Annotated in this window: 18 protein-coding genes; 16 read left to right on the top strand and 2 right to left on the bottom strand. The window is 40.4% G+C overall.

Annotation, left to right across the window (positions count from 1 at the left end):
* Positions 1-250: 250 nt before the first annotated feature.
* From WG905_RS00795 to WG905_RS00830, 8 genes are all read left to right on the top strand, one after another.
* Complete coding sequence (locus WG905_RS00795) at positions 251-1771, top strand: TlpA family protein disulfide reductase (RefSeq protein ID WP_339589780.1); 1521 nt, start codon at positions 251-253, stop codon at positions 1769-1771.
* A gap of 108 nt (positions 1772-1879) precedes the next feature.
* A complete protein-coding gene (gene abc-f, locus WG905_RS00800; RefSeq protein WP_339589781.1) occupies positions 1880-3514 on the top strand; it encodes a ribosomal protection-like ABC-F family protein in 1635 nt (544 codons plus the stop codon).
* Positions 3515-3695: 181 nt separating this feature from the next.
* Entirely contained in the window at positions 3696-5288 is a 1593-nt protein-coding gene (locus WG905_RS00805; protein ID WP_339589782.1) for a glycoside hydrolase family 28 protein, read from the top strand.
* Between the two features lie 67 nt (positions 5289-5355).
* Positions 5356-6306, top strand: a complete 951-nt coding sequence (locus tag WG905_RS00810) for a M20/M25/M40 family metallo-hydrolase (protein ID WP_339589783.1) — start codon at positions 5356-5358, stop codon at positions 6304-6306.
* Between the two features lie 49 nt (positions 6307-6355).
* Entirely contained in the window at positions 6356-8221 is a 1866-nt protein-coding gene (locus WG905_RS00815; protein WP_339589784.1) for an alpha-L-fucosidase, read from the top strand.
* Positions 8222-8247: 26 nt separating this feature from the next.
* Positions 8248-8526 (top strand): nitrilase-related carbon-nitrogen hydrolase, encoded by a 279-nt coding sequence (locus tag WG905_RS00820; protein WP_339590126.1) that lies wholly within the window; start codon positions 8248-8250, stop codon positions 8524-8526.
* A gap of 146 nt (positions 8527-8672) precedes the next feature.
* Positions 8673-10019 carry a serine/threonine protein kinase gene (locus WG905_RS00825; RefSeq protein ID WP_339589785.1) on the top strand — a complete coding sequence of 449 codons (1347 nt, stop codon included), beginning with the start codon at positions 8673-8675 and terminating at the stop codon, positions 10017-10019.
* 226 nt (positions 10020-10245) lie between these two features.
* Positions 10246-11115: a sugar phosphate isomerase/epimerase family protein gene (locus WG905_RS00830; RefSeq protein ID WP_339589786.1), complete on the top strand. Its 870-nt coding sequence runs from the start codon at positions 10246-10248 to the stop codon at positions 11113-11115.
* Positions 11116-11318: 203 nt separating this feature from the next.
* Here the strand turns inward: WG905_RS00830 and WG905_RS00835 are convergent, their stop codons facing one another.
* The gene (locus tag WG905_RS00835) at positions 11319-11864 is read right to left on the bottom strand and encodes a dihydrofolate reductase family protein (protein WP_339589787.1); all 546 of its coding nucleotides are present in this window, start codon (positions 11862-11864) and stop codon (positions 11319-11321) included.
* A gap of 445 nt (positions 11865-12309) precedes the next feature.
* Between WG905_RS00835 and WG905_RS00840 the strand changes: the two genes are divergently transcribed.
* Genes WG905_RS00840 through WG905_RS00855 form a run of 4 tightly spaced genes read left to right on the top strand, consistent with a single transcriptional unit; the run spans position 12310 to position 15045 of the window.
* Positions 12310-13098, top strand: a complete 789-nt coding sequence (locus tag WG905_RS00840) for an alpha/beta hydrolase (protein WP_339589788.1) — start codon at positions 12310-12312, stop codon at positions 13096-13098.
* A gap of 1 nt (position 13099) precedes the next feature.
* Positions 13100-13693: a hypothetical protein gene (locus tag WG905_RS00845; RefSeq protein WP_339589789.1), complete on the top strand. Its 594-nt coding sequence runs from the start codon at positions 13100-13102 to the stop codon at positions 13691-13693.
* A gap of 29 nt (positions 13694-13722) precedes the next feature.
* The gene (locus tag WG905_RS00850; RefSeq protein WP_339589790.1) at positions 13723-14205 is read left to right on the top strand and encodes a heavy-metal-associated domain-containing protein; all 483 of its coding nucleotides are present in this window, start codon (positions 13723-13725) and stop codon (positions 14203-14205) included.
* 30 nt (positions 14206-14235) lie between these two features.
* Positions 14236-15045 (top strand): hypothetical protein, encoded by an 810-nt coding sequence (locus tag WG905_RS00855; protein WP_339589791.1) that lies wholly within the window; start codon positions 14236-14238, stop codon positions 15043-15045.
* Between the two features lie 17 nt (positions 15046-15062).
* Here WG905_RS00855 and WG905_RS00860 read toward each other — a convergent pair whose 3' ends face one another.
* Entirely contained in the window at positions 15063-15515 is a 453-nt protein-coding gene (locus tag WG905_RS00860) for a VOC family protein (RefSeq protein ID WP_339589792.1), read from the bottom strand.
* A 427-nt stretch (positions 15516-15942) separates the two neighbouring features.
* Between WG905_RS00860 and WG905_RS00865 the strand changes: the two genes are divergently transcribed.
* From WG905_RS00865 to WG905_RS00880, 4 genes are all read left to right on the top strand, one after another.
* Positions 15943-17229 carry an NfeD family protein gene (locus WG905_RS00865; protein WP_339589793.1) on the top strand — a complete coding sequence of 429 codons (1287 nt, stop codon included), beginning with the start codon at positions 15943-15945 and terminating at the stop codon, positions 17227-17229.
* A gap of 28 nt (positions 17230-17257) precedes the next feature.
* Entirely contained in the window at positions 17258-18055 is a 798-nt protein-coding gene (locus tag WG905_RS00870) for a slipin family protein (RefSeq protein ID WP_339589794.1), read from the top strand.
* A 107-nt stretch (positions 18056-18162) separates the two neighbouring features.
* Positions 18163-18693: an azurin gene (gene azu / locus WG905_RS00875; protein ID WP_339589795.1), complete on the top strand. Its 531-nt coding sequence runs from the start codon at positions 18163-18165 to the stop codon at positions 18691-18693.
* Positions 18694-18709: 16 nt separating this feature from the next.
* Positions 18710-20995 carry a nitric-oxide reductase large subunit gene (locus WG905_RS00880; protein ID WP_339589796.1) on the top strand — a complete coding sequence of 762 codons (2286 nt, stop codon included), beginning with the start codon at positions 18710-18712 and terminating at the stop codon, positions 20993-20995.
* Positions 20996-21001 lie beyond the last annotated feature (6 nt).

Genomic DNA, 21001 nt, shown 5'->3' on the forward strand with positions numbered 1-21001 from the left:
TAGAGGTGAGTTCATTATATATTTGATCTATATACAGGCCAATTCATATCGCAAAATTTCATGCGGGTCTCGCGGGCATTGAACTCCTGATAATCTTCTAGGAGTTAATTTTTATAAATGATAAAGATATTCTATTATCTTTAGGAGACTAGTCGTTTTATTGAGGAATGGCTTGCCCAACGCTTATTTAATAATCACTTCATGTAGGAGATCTTGGAGAAAGGTCTGCTAGAAGCAAATCAAAATATTTATGATTAAAAAAGTACAATTAAATCTTCTTTGCATATGCAGCCTTTTGTTCTTGTTATCATCTAAACAGTCTTTTGGAATGGTGATAGATACACCTACTATAGTAGCAGGTACGTCTAAATTAACAGGAAGGATATTAAGTCCAAACGACACCAACAAGAATAGCATTTTTGTAAATATTACTGTTTCATATCCAATTTCGGGAGAGTATGTTAAATATAAAGCGTTTGTTGATCAATCAGGGAAGTTCGCTATTGATGTTGATGTTGAAACAGCTATTTCTCTGATTAGCTTTAACACAAGTTTAAATCCAGAGAAGTACCTTGTTGTTAGATTGACAAGTGGTGGTGTTACTAACCTTGATATTGCTTATAATTCGGATAATGATATCAAAAGTATTGACGTTATGCCTGCTATGAATCAAAATGATATGACCCAAGGCTTTGTGGTTATGAATAAAATGATTGGATATAGATCGGGCAGGACACCGGAACCTTTGTATAATAAAAGTCCTGATTATTTTCTGAATTATGCTAAGACTATCTTATCGGAAAGATTAGAGATTGTAAAAAATGACACATTGATATCAAAGGAACTAAAAGGAGTTCTGTCTAAAGAAATTCGTATATACCTATATAATGCATTCGTCTTTGATTACGAAGGATATATGCAGCTTAATTATCAAAATACAAATGATGATAAAAGTAAAATGCCTGATATCCCAAAAATTGATAGATCATATTTTCGTTTTTTGAAAGATTTTAATCTTAATGATCCTCAATATTTGCATAGTTTAACATTCCAGGAATTTCAAAAAGAAATTTTTCAAAATGAAAAATTAGGGCTTCCTGTGATAGGTGAAAACGATATTCCCTCCTGGTTAGCAAGTGTGAAAGTTATTTTATCGGATTTAGTCGGATTCCACGATGGTCCATACTATGATATTTTAGTGGCCAATGCCTATGCCAGACAGTTAAATGAAGAAGGAAAACCGCTAACCGAAAATCAAAAAGAGAATATTGTAAATTATTGGAAAAACGGAGAAATTGCAAAGATACTATTTCGAAAAAACCAAAAGGTTGTTGAATTAGACAAATTCAAATCACCTACTGTTGTAAATGATATCTCGTCAGTTTCTGTCGATAAAGTAATGGAAATAATTGTCTCTAAACATAAAAACAAGGTTGTTTTTATTGACCTTTGGGCAACATGGTGTGCGCCTTGCCTGGATGCAATGCAGCAATTCAAAAGCACAAAGGGCGACTTTCGGGATAAGGACGTTGCATTTGTGTATCTAACAAACGGGTCTTCACCTCGAAAGCTATGGGAAGAAAAAATTAAAGGAATAGGAAGTGAACATTATTATCTGACAGCCGCTCAGTGGGAATACATCATGAACCATTTTGGATTCGATAGTATTCCGTCATATCTATTATATAATAAAGAAGGGGTGCTCATCAAAAAATTTACAGGCTTTCCTGGAACGGACGAAGTGAAAGAGATGATAAATGGCCTCTTGTAAAATGAGCGAAGTTTTTCCCTAATACCAGCAAGGATACGCCATGTTTCCTGAAGTATTTGAATATTAATCCAATCTCCTATCTTTGCCAAAATTCAATATTCCCATACTGTGATTAACGTAAATAACATCTCCGTTTCATTTGGCGGAACCACCCTGTTTAGCGACGTAACCTTTCCGATAAACGAGAACGATAAGATTGCCCTGATGGGCAAGAATGGCGCAGGCAAGTCGACCATCCTGAAGATCATTGCTGATGTCACTAAGCCCACATCAGGTAGCGTGACTGGTCCAAAAGACGCGGTAATAGCGTATTTGCCACAGCATTTGCTCACCCAGGATAAGGTGACCGTTTTTGAAGAAACGATGAAAGCTTTCGAAGAGGTCAGCCAGATGCAGAAAGAGCTTGAGGAATTGAATGAGCAGTTAACTATTCGTACCGATTACGAAAGTGATGATTACATGAAGCTGATCGAACGGGTCTCGGAACTGAGTGAGAAATTTTATTCGATTGAAGAGATCAATTATGATGCAGAGGTAGAAAAGGTTTTAAAAGGATTAGGGTTCGGGCGCAAGGACTTTGGTCGTCAAACTTCTGAGTTTTCGGGCGGATGGCGCATGCGTATCGAGCTGGCCAAAATTCTGTTAAGGAAACCTGATCTCATCTTATTGGATGAGCCTACCAACCACATGGATATCGAAAGTATACAGTGGCTGGAGGATTTTCTGATCAACTCGGCTAAGGCGGTTATTGTAATATCACACGACCGTGCCTTTGTAGATAACATTACCAATCGTACCATCGAAGTGACCATGGGCAGAATATACGATTACAAAGCTAAGTACAGCCATTACCTTCAGTTGCGGGCCGATCGGCGTGTACACCAATTGAAAGCTTACGAGGAACAACAACGTTTTATTGCAGATAACCAGGAATTTATAGATCGTTTTAGGGGGACTTATTCTAAAACCTTGCAGGTGCAATCTCGTGTAAAGATGCTCGAAAAGCTCGAAGTTATTGAGATCGATGAAGTAGATACTTCAGCGTTACGGTTGAAATTCCCACCATCGCCACGTTCTGGTCAATATCCGGTAATCGTAGAAGAACTTACTAAAAAGTATGGCGATCATGTGGTATTTGAAAAAGCTTCTATGGTGATCGAGAAGGGAGAAAAAGTGGCTTTTGTTGGTAAAAATGGTGAAGGTAAATCGACCATGATCAAAGCCATCATGAACGAGATCGATTTTGAAGGAAGTTTAAAACTAGGTCACAATGCTAAGATTGGATATTTTGCTCAAAACCAGGCCGCATTGCTTGACGGGAACTTAACGGTATTCGAAACTATTGACCAAATTCCATTAAGCGATGGCACGGTAAAAATTAAAGATCTGTTGGGCGCCTTCATGTTCAGCGGCGATGATACCACTAAAAAAGTGAAGGTGCTATCAGGAGGGGAGAAAACCCGTTTAGCGATGATCAAGTTGCTGTTAGAACCTGTAAATGTGTTAATTCTGGATGAGCCAACCAATCATTTGGACATGAAGACCAAAGACATTATCAAGGATGCCCTTAGGGATTTTGATGGTACTTTGATTCTGGTTTCCCATGATCGCGATTTCTTGGATGGGCTTGTGCAAAAAGTATTCGAGTTTGGCAATAAGCGTGTCCGCGAGCACTTTGAGGATATCAAAGGCTTCCTTGCCTACAAGAAAATGGATAACTTAAAAGAAATCGAACAAAGTTAGTGCAGGCGATTAAAGGAATGTAAAAAATATATCCCTGCTCCACAAATTTCGGCATTCATCCTAATCTCAAGCCTATACCAATAGAGTTACCAAACTAGCCTAAAACATTATTGGTTCCGAAAATTAAGTAAAGTATCCTTTACAAATAGGAAACATAAATAAGGAAAACGATCTTTATGGAATGAACCACCTTTCGAGCATAAATTTAAAACGTTATTTAGCACTTGCTTTTCTTTCCCTTATTATCGTTTCCTGTTCAGCTCAGAAAGAAAAAGCTGCCCAGGACCAATTGAACGCTGTTCCGTATAAGAACCAGGTAGGGGCCATGAATCTTCCTGATCATATTGCGCCTGTTGATGCACCTTTTTTAATGCCCCAGTTCAAAAAACCTTCTTTTCCTGCCTTGACCAGGAGCATCAGAGACAGGGGAGCAAAAGAAGGAATAATGGCCACAAAGGAGATTCAGGGAACGATCGACGATATAAATAGCCAGGGAGGAGGAACCGCCGTTATTCCAAAAGGGAAATGGCTAACCGGCCGCATCAGTTTAAAAAGTAATGTAAACCTTCATCTGGAAGAAGGAGCTGAACTGTATTTTAGCGGGGAGATAAATGATTACCTGCCTGCTGTTTTTACGAGGAACGAAGGCATAGAGGTGATGTCGCTTGGCGCTTGTATTTATGCCAACGGACAAGAAAATATTGCGCTTACGGGTAAAGGGCGTTTAATAGGTCCTGCACAAAATGGATCTGTCCGTAAACGCACCATGACAACCCAGGTGATTGAAGAGTTTGTGGATCTTAGTAAACCGGTTTCACAGCGCATTTATGAAGGACAAAATGGTAGTCCCATTCTTCCGCCGATGTTCATTTCACCGATCAATTGTAAAAATGTTTATATAGAAGGGGTATCACTCGAGAACACCGCATTCTGGAATATCGTTCCTATTTATTGCGAGGGTGTAATCATTCGTGGCGTAACCGTAAATTCTGTGGGGATTCCTCGTGGGGATGGCATAGATATAGAGTCGTCAAAAAACGTGTTGATCGAATACAGTACGCTAAGTAGCGGCGATGATTGTTTTACCATCAAAGCCGGCAGGGGCGAGGATGGAATCCGTGTAAATAAAGCTTCCGAAAATATTGTAATCCGCTATTGTTTAGCCATGCAAGGCCACGGTGCGATTACTGTGGGGAGTGAAACAGCAGGAATGATCCGTAACGTATATGTACATGACTGCGTTTTTGACGAAACAGGCAGCGGTATTCGCTTTAAAACCCGCAGGCCACGCGGTGGCGGTGCCGAAAACATTTATTATAACCGGATCAGGATGTCGCTTACGGGCAATGCTTTTAACTGGGATATGCTGGGTAGTGCTCAACATGTAGGCGAGCTGGCAAACAGGCTGCCGGCCAGAGAAATTAATGAACTTACCCCGGTATTTAAAAATATTGTGGCCCGAAATATAGTGGTGGAACGCTCTAGTCAGTTTGTAAAAGTAACAGGCATTCCCGAAACTCCTTTAAGCAAGGTGCTCATAGAAAACGCAGACATTAAATCAGATAAGCTTTTTACAGCAGCTGATATCAATGATTTTAAAGTTAAAAATGCCAGGATCCAAACAAAAGACCCAAACATCACCTTATTGGGTACACGCAAACTTACTTTCGAAAGTGTGCAGTTTTTAGTGCCTGGGGATACTTTAAATGTATCGGCTTTATCTTCTGAAGCCCCTAAATTCATCAGGAGTACACCGAAGATCTTCCGGCCGTAGGAATGATTCCATTCTATTTTCTTTTCTCTATTTTAGGGCCGAATAATTATGTTAATGTGATTAATTTATGAAGTATATCATTGCAGTCCTCTTATTAGTTGTTGGCCTAAACGCTGTTGCTCAAGAAATTGAAGCTGAAAATCTTAAAAAGCATGTTTATTTCTTAGCAAGCGACAAGATGAAAGGGCGGGGAACAGGGAGTAAGCAAAATCTGAAAGCTGCAAAATATATTGAGAAACAGTTCAAAACCTATAAGTTAAAACCGCTGGGTGATAAAGGATATTTCCAAGAATTTGAGGCCAAAGTCCGAAAAGTAAAAGTTCCGGACAGCATCCGCGCTGCACGAAATGTGATCGGCTTTTTGGATAATAAGGCGTCAAAAACCATTGTCATTGGTGCGCATTACGACCATTTAGGAGAAGGTAAACAAGGAAGTTCATTAGCTAAAGACAGCTACGGGATCATTCACAATGGCGCCGATGATAATTCTTCTGGTGTAGCAGGTTTGTTGGAACTCGCCCGCGTTTATAGTCAAAATCAAGTGAAAGAACCGGTGAATTTTTTATTCATCGCCTTCGGTGCGGAGGAATTAGGACTGGTCGGTTCACGCTATTTCGTGAAACATCCCATTTATGATTTAAACAATGTTCATTGGATGTTAAACATGGACATGATTGGGCGATTGAATAAAGAAACCGGCGTCTCGGTTATTGGTTTTGGAACTTCACCTGCTTTTGAAACGATTTTTAATGATATCAATCCTCAACAATTTGTAAAGTTCTATACGGGTTATGAAGGGCGTGGAGGCTCGGATCAGACCTCATTTTATGAAAAGAATATTCCTGTTTTGTTTTTCCATACAGGTGGACATCCCGATTACCACAAACCTACCGACGATGCCGATAAGGTTGATTTCACTTCACTACAAGGAATCTTAAACCTGGAAAAAGCAGTTATTGAAGGTAGTTTCAAAATACCTCTAATGCCATTTAGAAATACCGATAAAAAGGTGAATTAGTATATAAATTATCAGAATTCATACCTTAGCATTAACCTAGAAAATGACCATGCCTAAAACCTTACCCAACAAAACCCTATTTTTATTATTGCTTTTACTACCTTTCTGCAAGCTGTCTGCTCAAAACATAACCAAAGAAGATCCCGCTGCAAAGGCTAAAAAAATGGAGTGGTTTAAAGACGCCAAACTTGGTATTTTTGTTCATTGGGGTATTTATTCAGTAAATGGGGTTTCTGAATCCTGGTCTTTCTTTAACAATTACCTGAGCCACGACAACTATATGAAGCAGCTCAATGGTTTTAATGCTGCCAATTACAACCCGCAGGAATGGGTTAAACTGATTAAGGAAAGTGGCGCAAAGTATTCGGTAATTACCAGTAAGCATCATGATGGTGTTGCCTTATGGGATACAAAAGCCAATAACCCAACCACAACTTTAAAACACGCTGCAGCAAAAAAAGATCTGCTCAGTCCTTTCGTAACGGAACTAAAAAAATCAGGCTTAAAAACAGGTATTTACTTCTCTCTGCCAGATTGGAGCCATCCTGATTATGATGTGTTCACCAGGGAGCGAAAAAGATATACCTTAGCTGAATCTCCTGCCCGCTGGAACAAATTCATCACCTATTACCATACGCAGCTAAATGAAATATCAACCTCTTTTAAACCTGACCTTTTGTGGTTCGACGGAGACTGGGAGCATAGTGGTGAAGAATGGCAAAGCGCAAAAGTATTAAGCAATCTAAGAAAATACAATCCCAATATCATTGTCAATTCACGCTTAAACCACCATGGAGATTACGAAACACCTGAACAAGGAATTCCTGTTTTAAAACCAGATAATGATTACTGGGAACTTTGTTATACAATGAACGATTCGTGGGGATATCAACCTTATGATGATAAATACAAATCACCCAATATGATCATCAGAACGCTAGTGGATTGTATCAGTATGGGTGGTAATTTATTGCTTGACATTGGACCTAAAGCCGACGGCACCATTCCAGAGGAGCAGGTTAACATCCTTAAACAACTGGGCCGCTGGACAAATAAACATGCTGAAGCAATATATGGCACAAGAGCCGGTATTCCTGCCTCGCATTTCAGCGGAAAAACAGCCTTATCTAAAGATAAAAAGACACTTTATCTTTATGCCGACTGGGCTTCAAAAAGTAATGAGGAATTGCTGTTAAGGAATATCAAATCACAACCTGTTAGTGCGAAGATTGTAGGAAGTAAAATGGCGGCAACCTTCAGCAGAAAAGGGAATGACCTTTTATTCAAAGTTCCTTCTTCAGCTGTAGATCAGGATGTAACCGTTATTGCTTTAAGATTTGATCAGCCGATTCAATTACAAGAGCCTTCGACACCAAACCTCAATTTTGCGAATCTGAAAGATAAAAGCACTGCTGACCAGCTTCAACTTAAAAAACTGGCCAACTCACTGCATGGAGGCAATAATCCTTTCCTGAACACCTCACTTGCAGTGGATGGAATAGGACTTGAAAAAGAGAAAAATACCCTATCTCCGGGAGTGTACAACTGGATCACAAAAAATGCGGAAGCGCTATATAAAACCAGCAAGGGCTTACCTGGCGGTCATTACCAGGGTGCTAGCGCCTTATCGGCAGACAAGCAAACTTTGTTTCTTTTTGTTGAAGGCACACCGACCGGCCCAATCGCCTTAAAAGGTATTAAAAACAAGATCAGTAGAATCAGAGTTGTTGGAGAAGGTACGATGATCGAACCTCAGCTCTTCAATAAGCTTTACTGGAGTGCCGTTCCGGGCATCATTTATATTCCAATACCGCAATCCCGCTTAGATAAAGACCTGACCGTAATTGCAGTATTGCTGGATGGGCCTTTAGATCTGTATCGTGAAAAGGTAGGCGCTATAGAAAGTAATCTATAGCAGCCGCCTCCTACAGGGTCTATAAAATTAAATACTATCATTGGGTCTTATGCAGTAGTTACGAAAGACGACCTTATACCATCAATTCTAACCTATTGCCAGGGACAACATATACAATCTTTGAAATTAAGGGTTGGAAATGTGGCATTTTAATATGTTATGACAATAACGTAATAAAAAACTTTAGGGCAACGACCTTACTTGGTACAGAAATAATCTTTATGCCTCATGTAACGATGTGTACACCATCTCCTCGCCCAGGTGCAGGATTTGTGGACGCGGAGCTTTGGAAAGATTCGTTCTAATCATATGCTAATTATACAACGTTATATGAAAATTTTGTAATACACAAATTGGTTCGATCTCTGGGGATGTTTATTACCTTTACCCCGGTCTCACATAAATTGTGAATTTCAACAAATGATTATATTAAGTAAGATGATTACCTCAAATGGCTAAAGTATTCACGATAACCGAAGGGCTTGAAAATCTCGGTGCGCTACGCACAGGTGGACAAGGCTCTGTTTACAAAGCCAGGCGTGGTGAGCAGATATCAGCTGTTAAAATTCTGCCGACACCTTTACACAGCGAGGACGAAAACGACAAGAACTATAGAGACTTTCAAAACGAAGTATCCAAACTTAAAAAAGTAAACGAGGAACCAAATCCACACGTTGTCAAGATTTTAAGTTCTGGTATTACCGAGAGCGGTTCTCTTCCCTATATTGAAATGGAGTTCATCGAAGGTCCCGATCTGGAAGAACTCATCCAGTCTCCTCGAGATAAAGTGTTTACCATAAGTGAGGCCATCAAAGTTGCCGAACAATTATCCAATGCCTTAGCCCATTGCCATAAGGTAGCTGTTAAACATGGCGACATCAAGAGCAACAATGTAAAGTTTGACACCAAATCGGGTAACTACATGCTTCTGGATTTTGGTTTGTCTGTCATGACTGACGAGCAAAGACGTACCAGTTTAAGGCACGCAGGAGCGATAGAATTTATGGCTCCCGAACAGAACGAAGGAGAGATGCTTTTACAGTCTGATGTGTACAGCTTTGGCATTATTCTATATGAACTCTTAGGGGGAACTGTTCCCTTTCCTTTAAATAACCAAAGCGAAACCTCCAGAAATATGGTTATGGTTTCCCATATGGAGCAACCGGTTCCTGATATACTTGAATTGAGGGAGCAGAATTTGCCTGAAAACTGGCAACAGGACAAACGGGACTTAGAAATGCTTGTGCCCGGTTGGTTGCTTGCTATTATTACCAAATGTTTAGAGAAACGCCCTGTAAACCGATTTGGTTCTGGAATTGAATTACATGAGGCTATTGTAAACAGCATCTCTTCAAATGATGTTTTTGCATATACTCCGGAAAGTGCTGCCGCCGTCTTTGCAGCAAGTGCAGGGAGGTTGGCAGATTTTCCCCAGACAAAAGAAGATAAACATGCTCCCCATCTCTTGAGTCAAAACCGTTTTAAGGCCTTCTTTCCAAATGCCTTACGTGAAATAAAGCCGGTAGTGATTGTTTTAGGAATTTTGTTGGCCTGTTTAGCCTTGTTTGGCAGCTACTCCATCTTAAATAAACCGGAAGCAGAAGTAGTCGATTCAGCCGCGCTTAATTTAGAGAACGAAAGGTTGAAAGATTCAATTGATCATGCAGAAAGTCTAATTGCTCAACCCGTACAGAATCCTAACTTAGAAAGATCTCCAGGAAAATCTAAGGGTAAGGGAAAAGGAAAAGGAAAGGGAAAAGGGCAATCAAAAGGCAAGGGTCACAAAAAAAACAAATGATAACCATAACACCTTTGGTACTTTTGCTTATAATCCCTTCCAGGAAAAGTACTGTTCAAAAGTCCTGAATTGTCGCTCATTCGGCTAAGTCATTCAAATTGGTTTATTATTTGCCTAAGCATATTTGTATTCTTACTTTAGCTAAAAGTAGTTTTTCGTGATATGTCATGTATGCATGGAAAAACGGCAACTTCCGGTCACAGCAGCAACTTGTAAACTAATGGATATGAAAATAATAAAAGGATTAGTATGGCTAACTGTAATCGTTTTTTTGTCGTTAGGGTTTGTATCTGTAAAGCCAGATTATCCACGCATTGGTATTGTGACCGGTTTGAAACAAGATAGCATTGCTTATGCAGCAGGCTTCCGTTCGATCGGCGAGTCTGTTCGGGAAATGATTTCTCCTTCATTGTCTGAGCGTGAACTACGCACGAACCTTGAAGATATAAAATCAGCAAAGTGTAAGGTGCTGATGTGTAATTTGTTCTTTCCAGGCAGCATTAAGATTGCAGGCCCGGCAGTGAATGAAAGGCAAGTACTGGGTTACGTCGATTCTGTCCTTATGATGGCTCATAAAGCGGGTATCAAATATATCGTTTTAGGAAGTTCCGGCTCAAGGAACATTCCCGAAAATTATGATTTGGACAAGGCAAAAGATGATTTTGTTGTGCTATGTAAAAAAATGGGTCAGGTTGCAGCAAAACATAAAGTAATCATATTGCTGGAAAATCTGCAAAAATCTGAAACAAACTTCCTGACTTCTGTGAATGCGGCTGCCGATATTGTAAGGAGGGTGAATGAACCCTATTTTAGGCTCAACGCAGATATTTTTCACATGATGCGCGAAGGAGAGTCTCCAGCGGAAATTATAGCTGCCGGCGATTTGATTAGTTTCTGTGAAATCGCGGAAAAGGAGAAACGCTCCTTGCCGGGTGTTGCAGGTGATGATTTCAGGCCTTACTTGCGGGCGTTGAAACAAATAGGCTATCGGGGATTCATTTTTATAGAAGGAAATACGAATGATCCTGGTAAGGATATCCCAATTTCATTTAAGTACCTTACCAATCAGATTTCGGAAGTGTATGCTGCACCCTAGACAAAGGAGGTAACCATGACCTACTTATATATCTTAGCTTCCCTTGTATCTTTTTGTTGAAGGCACACCGACCGGCCCAATCGCCCTGAAAGATATTAAAAACAAGATCAGCAGAATTAGAATTGTTGGCGAAGGTACAATGATCGAACCTGGATGGGCCGTTAGACCTGTATCGTGAAAAAGTAGGCGCTATAGAAAGTAATCTATAGCCCCTCATAGTAAAGTATGATTGCACCGGAGCTAAAGGATTTTGTCTTTAAGAGTTTAAGCGTAATCTTATCGTTTATGTTTTTAAATAAGGTCAAGCCCTTGCCTAATATAACGGGATGAACACAGAGTTGGTATTGATCAATCAGGCCAAGTTGCGTTAAAGCTACAATTAAACTCGGACTGCCTACTAAAATGTCCTTACCCGGTTGTTGCTTAAGTTCTAAAACTTCTTCTTCTAGGTCACGATTTGCCAACCTTGCACTTTCCCATTCCACATTTTTTAGCGTGCGGGAAAAAACAATTTTGGTAATCTTGTCCATCACCACAGCAAATTCGTCCGTTGATGGGGTACCGGTAGGATTTTTCACTACAGTTCGCCAATATTCCATCAATTGAAAGGTTATCCTTCCATATAAAATAGCGTCTGCGTTATCTAAAAGGTCAGCATAATGTTGATGTAGTTCTTCATCTGCAATACCTGCCGTATGGTCGCAAAACCCATCTATCGTCATGTTGATTGCGGCGATTAATTTTCTCATATCTGAAACTTATTAAGATAGTTTACGCTAAAAATAAATGTTTTAAGTCACTCCTGTGAAATCTTCAATTACTAAAATAACGTAATGGCAGAACTATCACTACCATCCACCGTAAGTCGCTGTACTCCAAAATTATACAAATCTTTTCCGGAATTCTATAACGGCAAGCCCTGCTGTGCGGGATACCTTTGGGTATTGAATCACTTAAAAAAACAATTATGAAAATTAAAAGTCAAAGCGCTCAGAATGTCGCCAACGAAAAATGTAAAAACCCAAATTGCAGATGCGTGAATTGCAATTGCGGAGCCTCCTGCACCTGTGCCAATTGTAATTAGGCAGCCAGGCATCTATAGTCTATATGGTCATTTGTTTGTCCGTTTGATACTGAAAGGAGCTCGCCGTTAATCACTGCTAAAAGGTTGTAATTATTAAAGATTAATTTATTATGAAAGCACTGTTAAGTTTAGTCATCGTCCTGACTTTATTCTCCTGTAAAAAAGAGTTAGAGACAAATCCCAGCCTGGTCAGAGAATTTTCTCTAGCCTCTGTAGAAAAGGGCAAATCCTATGACATATGGGTCCGGTTACCTGAGGATTATAACACATCTACAGAATTATATCCCACAATCTATGTTCTTGATGCGAAAGAAAACCAAGCATATGTTGCTGAAACCTGCGATGAAGTAAGTAGAAGCTTAAATACAAAAAATGTGATCATAGTTGGTATTCACTACGGTGATAACCGCAACGTAGATTATACCCCTACCAGTTCTGGTATGGGTAAAGGAGGCGGCCCTGAATTTATGAGTTTTATTAAAAAGGAGCTTATTCCCCATATCCAAAAGGACTTCAGGGCTGATTTGAGCAGGAATAGCCGGGTAATTATTGGTCATTCTTATGGTGGTCTCTTTGGAGCCTACGCTTTCGCTAAGCATAATGAGGTATTCGGTAACTACCTCCTATTGAGTCCCTCCATGTTCTATGACCACTCCATTGTTCTGCAATATGAGCAGCAAAACAGGCCCATTATAAAAAACGATCCACAGCTGGTTTTCATCGGTGCCGGAAGCAGAGAAACTGCTTTATTGCCCGCAAATGATCTATTCTACCAACGTTTAGCTGATCATTATCCGTTGGCAAAGTCAAGGTTTCAGTTGGTATCGGGAAAGGGCCATACTTCATCTCGCGATACAGATATCGAAAACGCTATTAACTTTTACTTTAAAAACAGATAGGATGTATAAACTATTCATAACATTAATGTTTGCCGTTTCGATAAATTTGGGTATCGCCCAGACAATCCCGGTGACCGAAAACGATGCGTTAAGTAAGTTCACAATTGAACCTGCTATTGGAACTCGTCTCAATTCCTTAATGGGAAACCCAAATCTTCAGGTTGCAAATCTCATTCAATACAACCATAAGAAAAAAATAAGTTTTATAGCCCATACCGCTTTTTCGTCTGATATGAATGTCAGTTATATACCTGACGTCAGGCAAAACTATAGTTATTCCTTCTCTCAAAAAGTTGGATTTGGAACATCATTTAATACCAAAAGAGCAACGAATGCCTTTTTTGTTCTTACTGGGCTAACCTATAGTGCATATTCAGGCGCTATTAAAAATGAACAGTTGCCAGAAAGTATAACGACCAGTACAAAGAGTTTCTTTGCGGATTATGGAGTAATGTATAATTTGAAATCCGGAAGAAAAAAATATTTCTTAAGCAGCCGGCTATACATGCCTCTTCAGGACGGCTTAGTGGGGGTTGTAGAAAATACCACCTTAGAATTGGGTGTCGGTGTCAGGCTAAAAGCAGCCCTCAAATAAACTTCGTAAACCATTTTAAACCTAAAAATATGAAAAAGTTCTTTCTTTTTATCTCCGTCATTTTTTCCTTATCAGCATCTGCCCAGGTGTCAGGCGTTTCTTTAACGGCCAGTGGGTTAACATGCAGCATGTGTAGTAATTCGATTAACAAGGCTTTAAAAACCCTCCCATTTATCGATAAAGTAGAGGCTGATATTAAAAACAGTTCATTTGAAATTTCATTTAAACACGACAATCCTGTTGATTTTGATAAGATGAAAATGAAAGTTGAGAAAGCCGGTTTCTCCGTTTATGAATTTGTAGCGATTATTCAGTTTAATAATGTACCAGTTAAAAGAGGCCAACCGGTGCGCATCGGTGATAAGGTATTTCTTTTCAAAAACATCACTGATCCTGTTTTGAATGGTGAAAAACGAATCAAAGTCTTGAATAGAGGCTTTGTTTCTCCAAAGGAATATAAAAGTAATGCCTTAGTGCAAACTTCAGCCGGCATCTATCACGTAAGCATCTGATAACCATAAGAATCCTTTAAATTTACAGAAATGAAGCTTGTGTTTTCAATAATTCTGTTTCTTGTTTCACTTACGATCAAAGGACAGGAACTATATTCGGTTACAGAACCGGCCAGTAATATCGCCGCCGGATCGATTGCTTTGAGAATTGATAACTCTGTCATGAATGAAAGAAACTCATCCAAGACAAACCTGCACATCATTCCCCAGGTTTTGGTCGGAATTTCAAAAAAATGGATGGTACAGGGAAATGTCTTTTTAAGTAATCGTAGTGAAGCCCTTAGCACCGAAGGGGGAAGCGTGTACGCAAAATACCGTTTTTTGAGTAATGATGGCCAGCACACACATTTCCGTATGGCTGGGTTCGGCAGAATAAGTTATAACAACAGTGACATTCATCAACAGGACATTAATATGTATGGTCACAATTCGGGTTTTGAACTGGGATTAATAGCAACTCAATTAATACGCAAGGTTGCTTTATCTTCCGCAATTTCCTTTTTAAAGGCCACGGATAATGGCAACAACAACAAGTTTATTTATGGCCAAAAAGAAAGCAAAGCCTTTAACCATACGTTGTCTGTGGGTAAATTAGTGCTCCCAAAAGAATACAAAGATTACAATCAAACCAATATAAACCTGATGCTGGAGATATTAAGTCAGTACAACACCGGTTCGGAAAAATTTTATGTGGATATTGCTCCCGCTGTTCAGGCAATAATTAACAGTCGAAGCAGGGTGGATATTGGTTACCGGAGGGAACTATCCAGCTCCATGATCCGAACCGCACCCAACGGTTTCTTTATACGACTGGAGCATAATTTGTACAATGTGCTCTAATCTAGTGTATCTGCTACTCATTTATGACCGAGTGGTTCCGCCAAACCGATGAGCAGTCCTTCGGTTCCGCGAATGTAACAGAGTCGATAGGAGTCTTCATACTGAACCACTTCGCCAACGAGCTGAGCGCCATGTTTGCTGAGCCTGGATACCATCTCATCAATATCCTCAACGGCAAACATAACGCGTAGATAGCCGAGCGAGTTCACTGGAGCAGTCCTGTGATCTGAGATTGTAGGCGGGGTGAGAAATCGCGAGATTTCCAGCCGGTTATGACCATCGGGGGTAACCATCATCGCAATCTCTACGCGCTGAGTGGGCAGTCCGGTAACGCGACCTGCCCATTCTCCCTCGATCGTTGTTCGCCCTTCTAGCTTTAGGCCTATCTCGGTGAAAAAAGAGATCGCGTTATCGAGGGATTCTACAACGATGCCGACATTGTCCATTCGCAGTAATCTGTTTTTTGCCATAGCCTTATTTTTGTTTTTCCATACAGGTGGACATTGCGATTATCACAAACTTACCGATGATGCTGATAAAATATAGTTCTGCCTGCACTTATCATATTACACCCAAATAAGGGCAATACAACTGCAACTAGTAAATATTTAATTTCATTTGAAATCATATCATTGTTTTTGCATCGCGCCTGACCTTCTGATTTATAAGGGTTTGATCTTCCTTCTTAAACAGCAATGCAACCCCACCACTAACTAGACCAAGCATACTGGTAAATATGACCAATATGATTAAAGCAGCAATAAATATAGTGAAAGAATAAGTTTCCAGCTATTGAAATCTTGTGTTGGTTACGCCTTTTTAATGTTTCTATGCTTTACATTGTTTCTCGTTGATTTTCAGTATATTCATATGGTTTGAGACAATGAATTTCATCGTATGAAGAATAAGATTTTATTCTTGATTTTTCTCATTTGTTTCCCTTTGATGTTGAGCGCACAAAGGGTTGTGGTGATAAAGATTGAAGGTACAATCAATCCGGTTTCAGCCTCCTTTATTCATGATGGAATTGAAAAGGCAAGCAGAGAAAAAGCAGCATGTCTGGTTATTCAACTCAATACACCAGGAGGCTTACTGCAATCTACCCGTGCTATTGTTAGCGATATGCTGATGTCACCGGTTCCTGTGGTGGTTCACGTTTCCCCATCCGGTGCACATGCAGGTTCAGCCGGAGTTTTTATCACCCTTGCAGCTCATATTGCCGCCATGGCACCCGGAACCAATATTGGTGCTGCACACCCCATAAATATGGGCGGCAAGACAGATTCAGTGATGAATATAAAAGCCACAAATGATGCCGCCGCCTTTATCCGAAGTATAGCAGAAAAGCGAAAACGAAATCTCGAATGGTCGGAAGATGCAGTAAGAAATAGTTTATCCATTACCGCAAATGAAGCACTCAAAAATAATGTGATCGATTATATCGCTCCAGATGAAACTACATTGCTTAACCAGATAGATGGCCGAAATGTAGAATTAAGCACTGGGAATGTGACCTTACATACAAAAGGAGCAAAAATTCAATATGTGGAGATGAGTACGTCTGAGAAGCTGCTTGACTTTATCAGTAATCCTGATATTGCTTACATTTTACTCATGCTCGGCATGCTTGGGATATATTTTGAATTGTTCAACCCAGGGGCTGTGTTGCCGGGGGTGGTGGGCGTGATTAGTCTGATCCTTGCTTTTTTTGCCATGAATACCTTACCGGTTAATTATGCCGGCTTAATGTTGATCATCTTTTCTTTAGTGTTATTTCTGCTTGAAATTAAAGTGGTTAGTCATGGGGTGTTGGCCATTGGAGGGGTAGTTTCTCTTTTCCTTGGCTCTGTCATGTTATTCAAATCAAGTTCTTCATTGGATATGATCAAAATATCTACCGGAATCATCATTTCGGTTACTGGTATAAGCACAGCTTTCTTTCTCTTTGTAATTGGCTTAGGATTGCGGGCACAGCGACTAAAAACAGTGACGGGGATCCATATCTTACTTGGACAAATTGGAGAAACACTGACACAACTGGACCCTCAGGGACAACTTCAGGTAAATGGGGAAGTGTGGACTGCAGAATCAACCAAAGGAAAAATTAGCAAAGGGGAGCTGGTAAAGGTAATCAAGGTTAGCGGGCTTACTTTATTCGTGGAGCCACTGGAGCATGCCGTATAAATTTATTTCTCAATAAAAGGAGGTGTTTATGTATTACAATGTGTTTATTATAGTGCTCATTTTATTTGCAGTCATCATACTTTCCAGTGCGATCCGTATACTTCGTGAATATGAAAGGGGAGTTATTTTTCGTTTAGGTCGGGTGCTTGACAGGGGGCCAAAAGGACCTGGCCTGATTCTTTTGATTCCTTTTATAGATAAGATGGTACGCATATCCCTGCGTGTTGTCGTGATGGATGTGCCACCACAGGATGTGATTACACGGGACAATGTGTCTATAAAGGTTAATGCCGTAATCTATTTTAGGGTAATAGATCCTCAAAGAGCTGTAGTGGAGGTGGAGAACTATTTAACGGCTACTTCTCAGTTTTCGCAAACAACCCTGCGTAGTGTGCTGGGGCAGTCGGAGCTGGACGATCTGCTCTCGCAGCGGGATAAAATAAACCTGAACTTACAACAGATCATCGATTTGAAAACGGAGCCATGGGGGATAAAGGTAACAGCTGTTGAGGTGAAACAAATAGACCTTCCGCAGGAAATGCAAAGGGCAATGGCTAAACAGGCCGAGGCCGAGCGGGAAAGACGTTCAAAAGTGATTTCTGCAGAAGGGGAGTTCCAGGCCTCACAACGTTTGTCTGACGCTGCAAAAATCTTAAGCGAACAGCCAAGTGCACTTACACTACGCTACCTGCAAACACTTCGTGAAATTGCGACAGAAAATAATTCAACTACCATTTTCCCTGTCCCAATTGATTTATTGAAACCTTTTATGCAGCCAGCTGTAGAGATTCATCCGAAGGAAGATAAGCCAGATATTTCTATATAATGTGACTTTATGGATCGCTTTATGATCTTAATCATAAAGCAAAGCCTTTGGAGCTGATAACTTTGATGATAATTAAAAACCAATAATTATCATCAAAATAACTTATAATGAAACAGCTATTAAATCGTACAGTAATTGCCATTGCCATGAGTATCGTGCTTTTATCTTGTGGAGAAAACTCGAAAAAAGAATCTGCGACAACAACACCTGCAGCAACCCCAACAGTAGAAGCCGAACCAACAAAGCCGGTTGAAGCTAAACTCAGCAATGTGCTGTCCCTGGAAGGAAATGATCAAATGCAGTTCAGTCAGACCGAGTTTAAAATTGCCGCAGGACAGCTTGTCACCTTAACGCTTAAGCATACTGGCACATTAGCTAAGAATGCGATGGGACATAATTTTGTTTTGCTGAAGCCCGGTACTGATATGGCTGCTTTCGCGAAAAAAGCGATGGAGGCTAAAGACAATGAATACATTCCAAAAACTGAAAGTGCCAGTATCATTGCATACACAAAGCTTCTTGGTGGTGGGGAATCAGATACCATAACTTTTACGGTTACTGAAAAAGGTACATACGATTTTATCTGCTCCTTTCCTGGCCACGTTTCTATGATGAAAGGTAAACTGATTGTAGAATAAGCTAAAAAAATACAAGGTGAATAGAGAAAGAAAACTTTGGCTTGGATTTGCCCTGGTAATGGGCATATCCTTTGCGATACTGGGTTATTTTGGTTATGAAATTTATCAGCAGGCCCCGCCAATACCAGCACGAATTGTTTCAGTTGATAACAAAACTATCTTTTCAGAAGCCGAGATAAAAGATGGCCAGAATGTCTGGCAAAGTATGGGAGGGCAGGAAGTAGGTACCATCTGGGGTCACGGAGCATATGTGGCACCAGATTGGACAGCCGACTGGCTACACCGGGAAGCTGTTTTTATTTTAGACTCCTATGCAAAGAAGGATTTTAATAAGCTTTTCAATACATTAACAGAGGAACAACAAGCAGGATTGAAAATCCGGCTACAGCAAGATCTGCGGAAAAACACCTATAATGCGCAGACCAATACCATAACCGTCTCCCAGGACCGGATTGAAGCAATTGCCTACCTGAGCAATTATTATAAGGGACTGTTCATGGATGATCCTAGCTTTGACAAGCTTCGTCATGATTATGCAATTCCGAAAATGTCGATTAAGGATACGGAACGAATGCATAAGATGAATGCCTTTTTCTTTTGGGCAACTTGGGCAACAGTAACCGAAAGGCCCAATTCCAAGGTATCATATACACACAACTGGCCCTCTGATGAACTGGTGGGAAATGTACCCACCTCAAGTTTGTTAATCTGGTCGGGTGTAAGCATCATCTTATTGATTTTCTGTATTGGGATATTGGTTTTTTATCATGTAAAATCAGGTGAAAATGAACACCTCGAAACACCAGTAGCCGATCCATTATTGAAACAGGGAATGACGCCATCTATGTTCAGAATCAAAAAGTATTTCCTTGTGGTCAGTTTGCTCATCGTGCTCCAGGTAGTACTAGGGGTAATCACGGCACATTACGGCGTTGAAGGAAATGGCTTTTATGGGATTCCACTGGATCAGTTTTTGCCTTATGCAGTAACCAGGACCTGGCATACCCAGCTGGCAATTTTCTGGATCGCCACCGCATGGCTTGCAACAGGATTATATATTGCTCCAGCCGTATCTGGTAAGGATCCTAAATTTCAGGTTTTTGGAGTTAATTTTCTCTTCATTGCCTTGATCATTATTGTATTGGGGTCAATGGCCGGACAGTGGCTCGGCGTAATGCAAAAACTTGATTTGATTCAGAACTTCTGGTTTGGTCATCAGGGTTACGAATATGTTGATCTTGGTAGATTTTGGCAGGTGTTTTTGCTGATCGGCTTGTTTTTATGGCTTGCTTTGATGGTCAGACCTTTGTTACCCGTACTCAGGAAAAAAACTGCTGAAAAGAATCTGATCATCATGTTCCTGATTTCCTGCACGGCAATAGCCTTATTTTATGCTGCAGGGTTAATGTGGGGAAGGCAAACCAATTTAGCGATTGCTGAGTATTGGCGTTGGTGGGTTGTTCACCTGTGGGTGGAAGGGTTCTTCGAAGTATTCGCCACGGTCGTTATCGCATTTCTTTTTGTACGTCTGGGCTTACTTAAGACCAAAACTGCAACCCTGAATGTACTCTTTTCGACCATCGTTTTTATGTCGGGAGGTATATTGGGAACCTGTCATCATTTATATTTTTCGGGAACACCGGTTGGCGTCATGGCAATTGGTGCTACTTTCAGTGCGCTGGAGATCGTGCCCCTAGTTCTCATTGGGTATGAAGCCTACCATAATTACCGTCTTTCCAAATCCACAGTGTGGATTCGGGATTATAAATGGCCAATTTATTATATGATTGCAGTCGCTTTCTGGAATTTCCTGGGAGCAGGTGTTTTTGGCTTTATCATCAATCCGCCAATAGCGTTGTACTATGTTCAGGGATTGAATACGACAGCGTTGCATGGACATACCGCTTTATTTGGCGTTTATGGAATGCTGGGGATAGGATTGATGCTCTTCGTTTTGAGAAGTCTCTACAGACATGAAATATGGAACGAGAAGTTGATGAAGTTTATTTTTTGGTCGACCAATATCGGTCTCCTGGCTATGGCGTTACTAAGCCTGTTGCCGGTAGGCATCTGGCAGGCCATAGCAAGCATAGAACATGGAATGTGGTACGCTCGTTCCAGTGAATTGATGCAGCAACCTTTAATGGTAATGCTAAAATGGCTTCGTGCAATTGGTGACACCATTTTCGGCTTTGGAATTTTAGCGCTGTGTTATTTTGTTTTTGAAATATCATTTAGAAAGAAAACTAAAATGGCTTTGAAAGAAAAACAGAATGAAGCCGTGTTGATAGATAATCTATAATTTATT

Source organism: Pedobacter immunditicola (genome assembly GCF_037482985.1).
GTDB lineage: Bacteria > Bacteroidota > Bacteroidia > Sphingobacteriales > Sphingobacteriaceae > Pedobacter > Pedobacter immunditicola.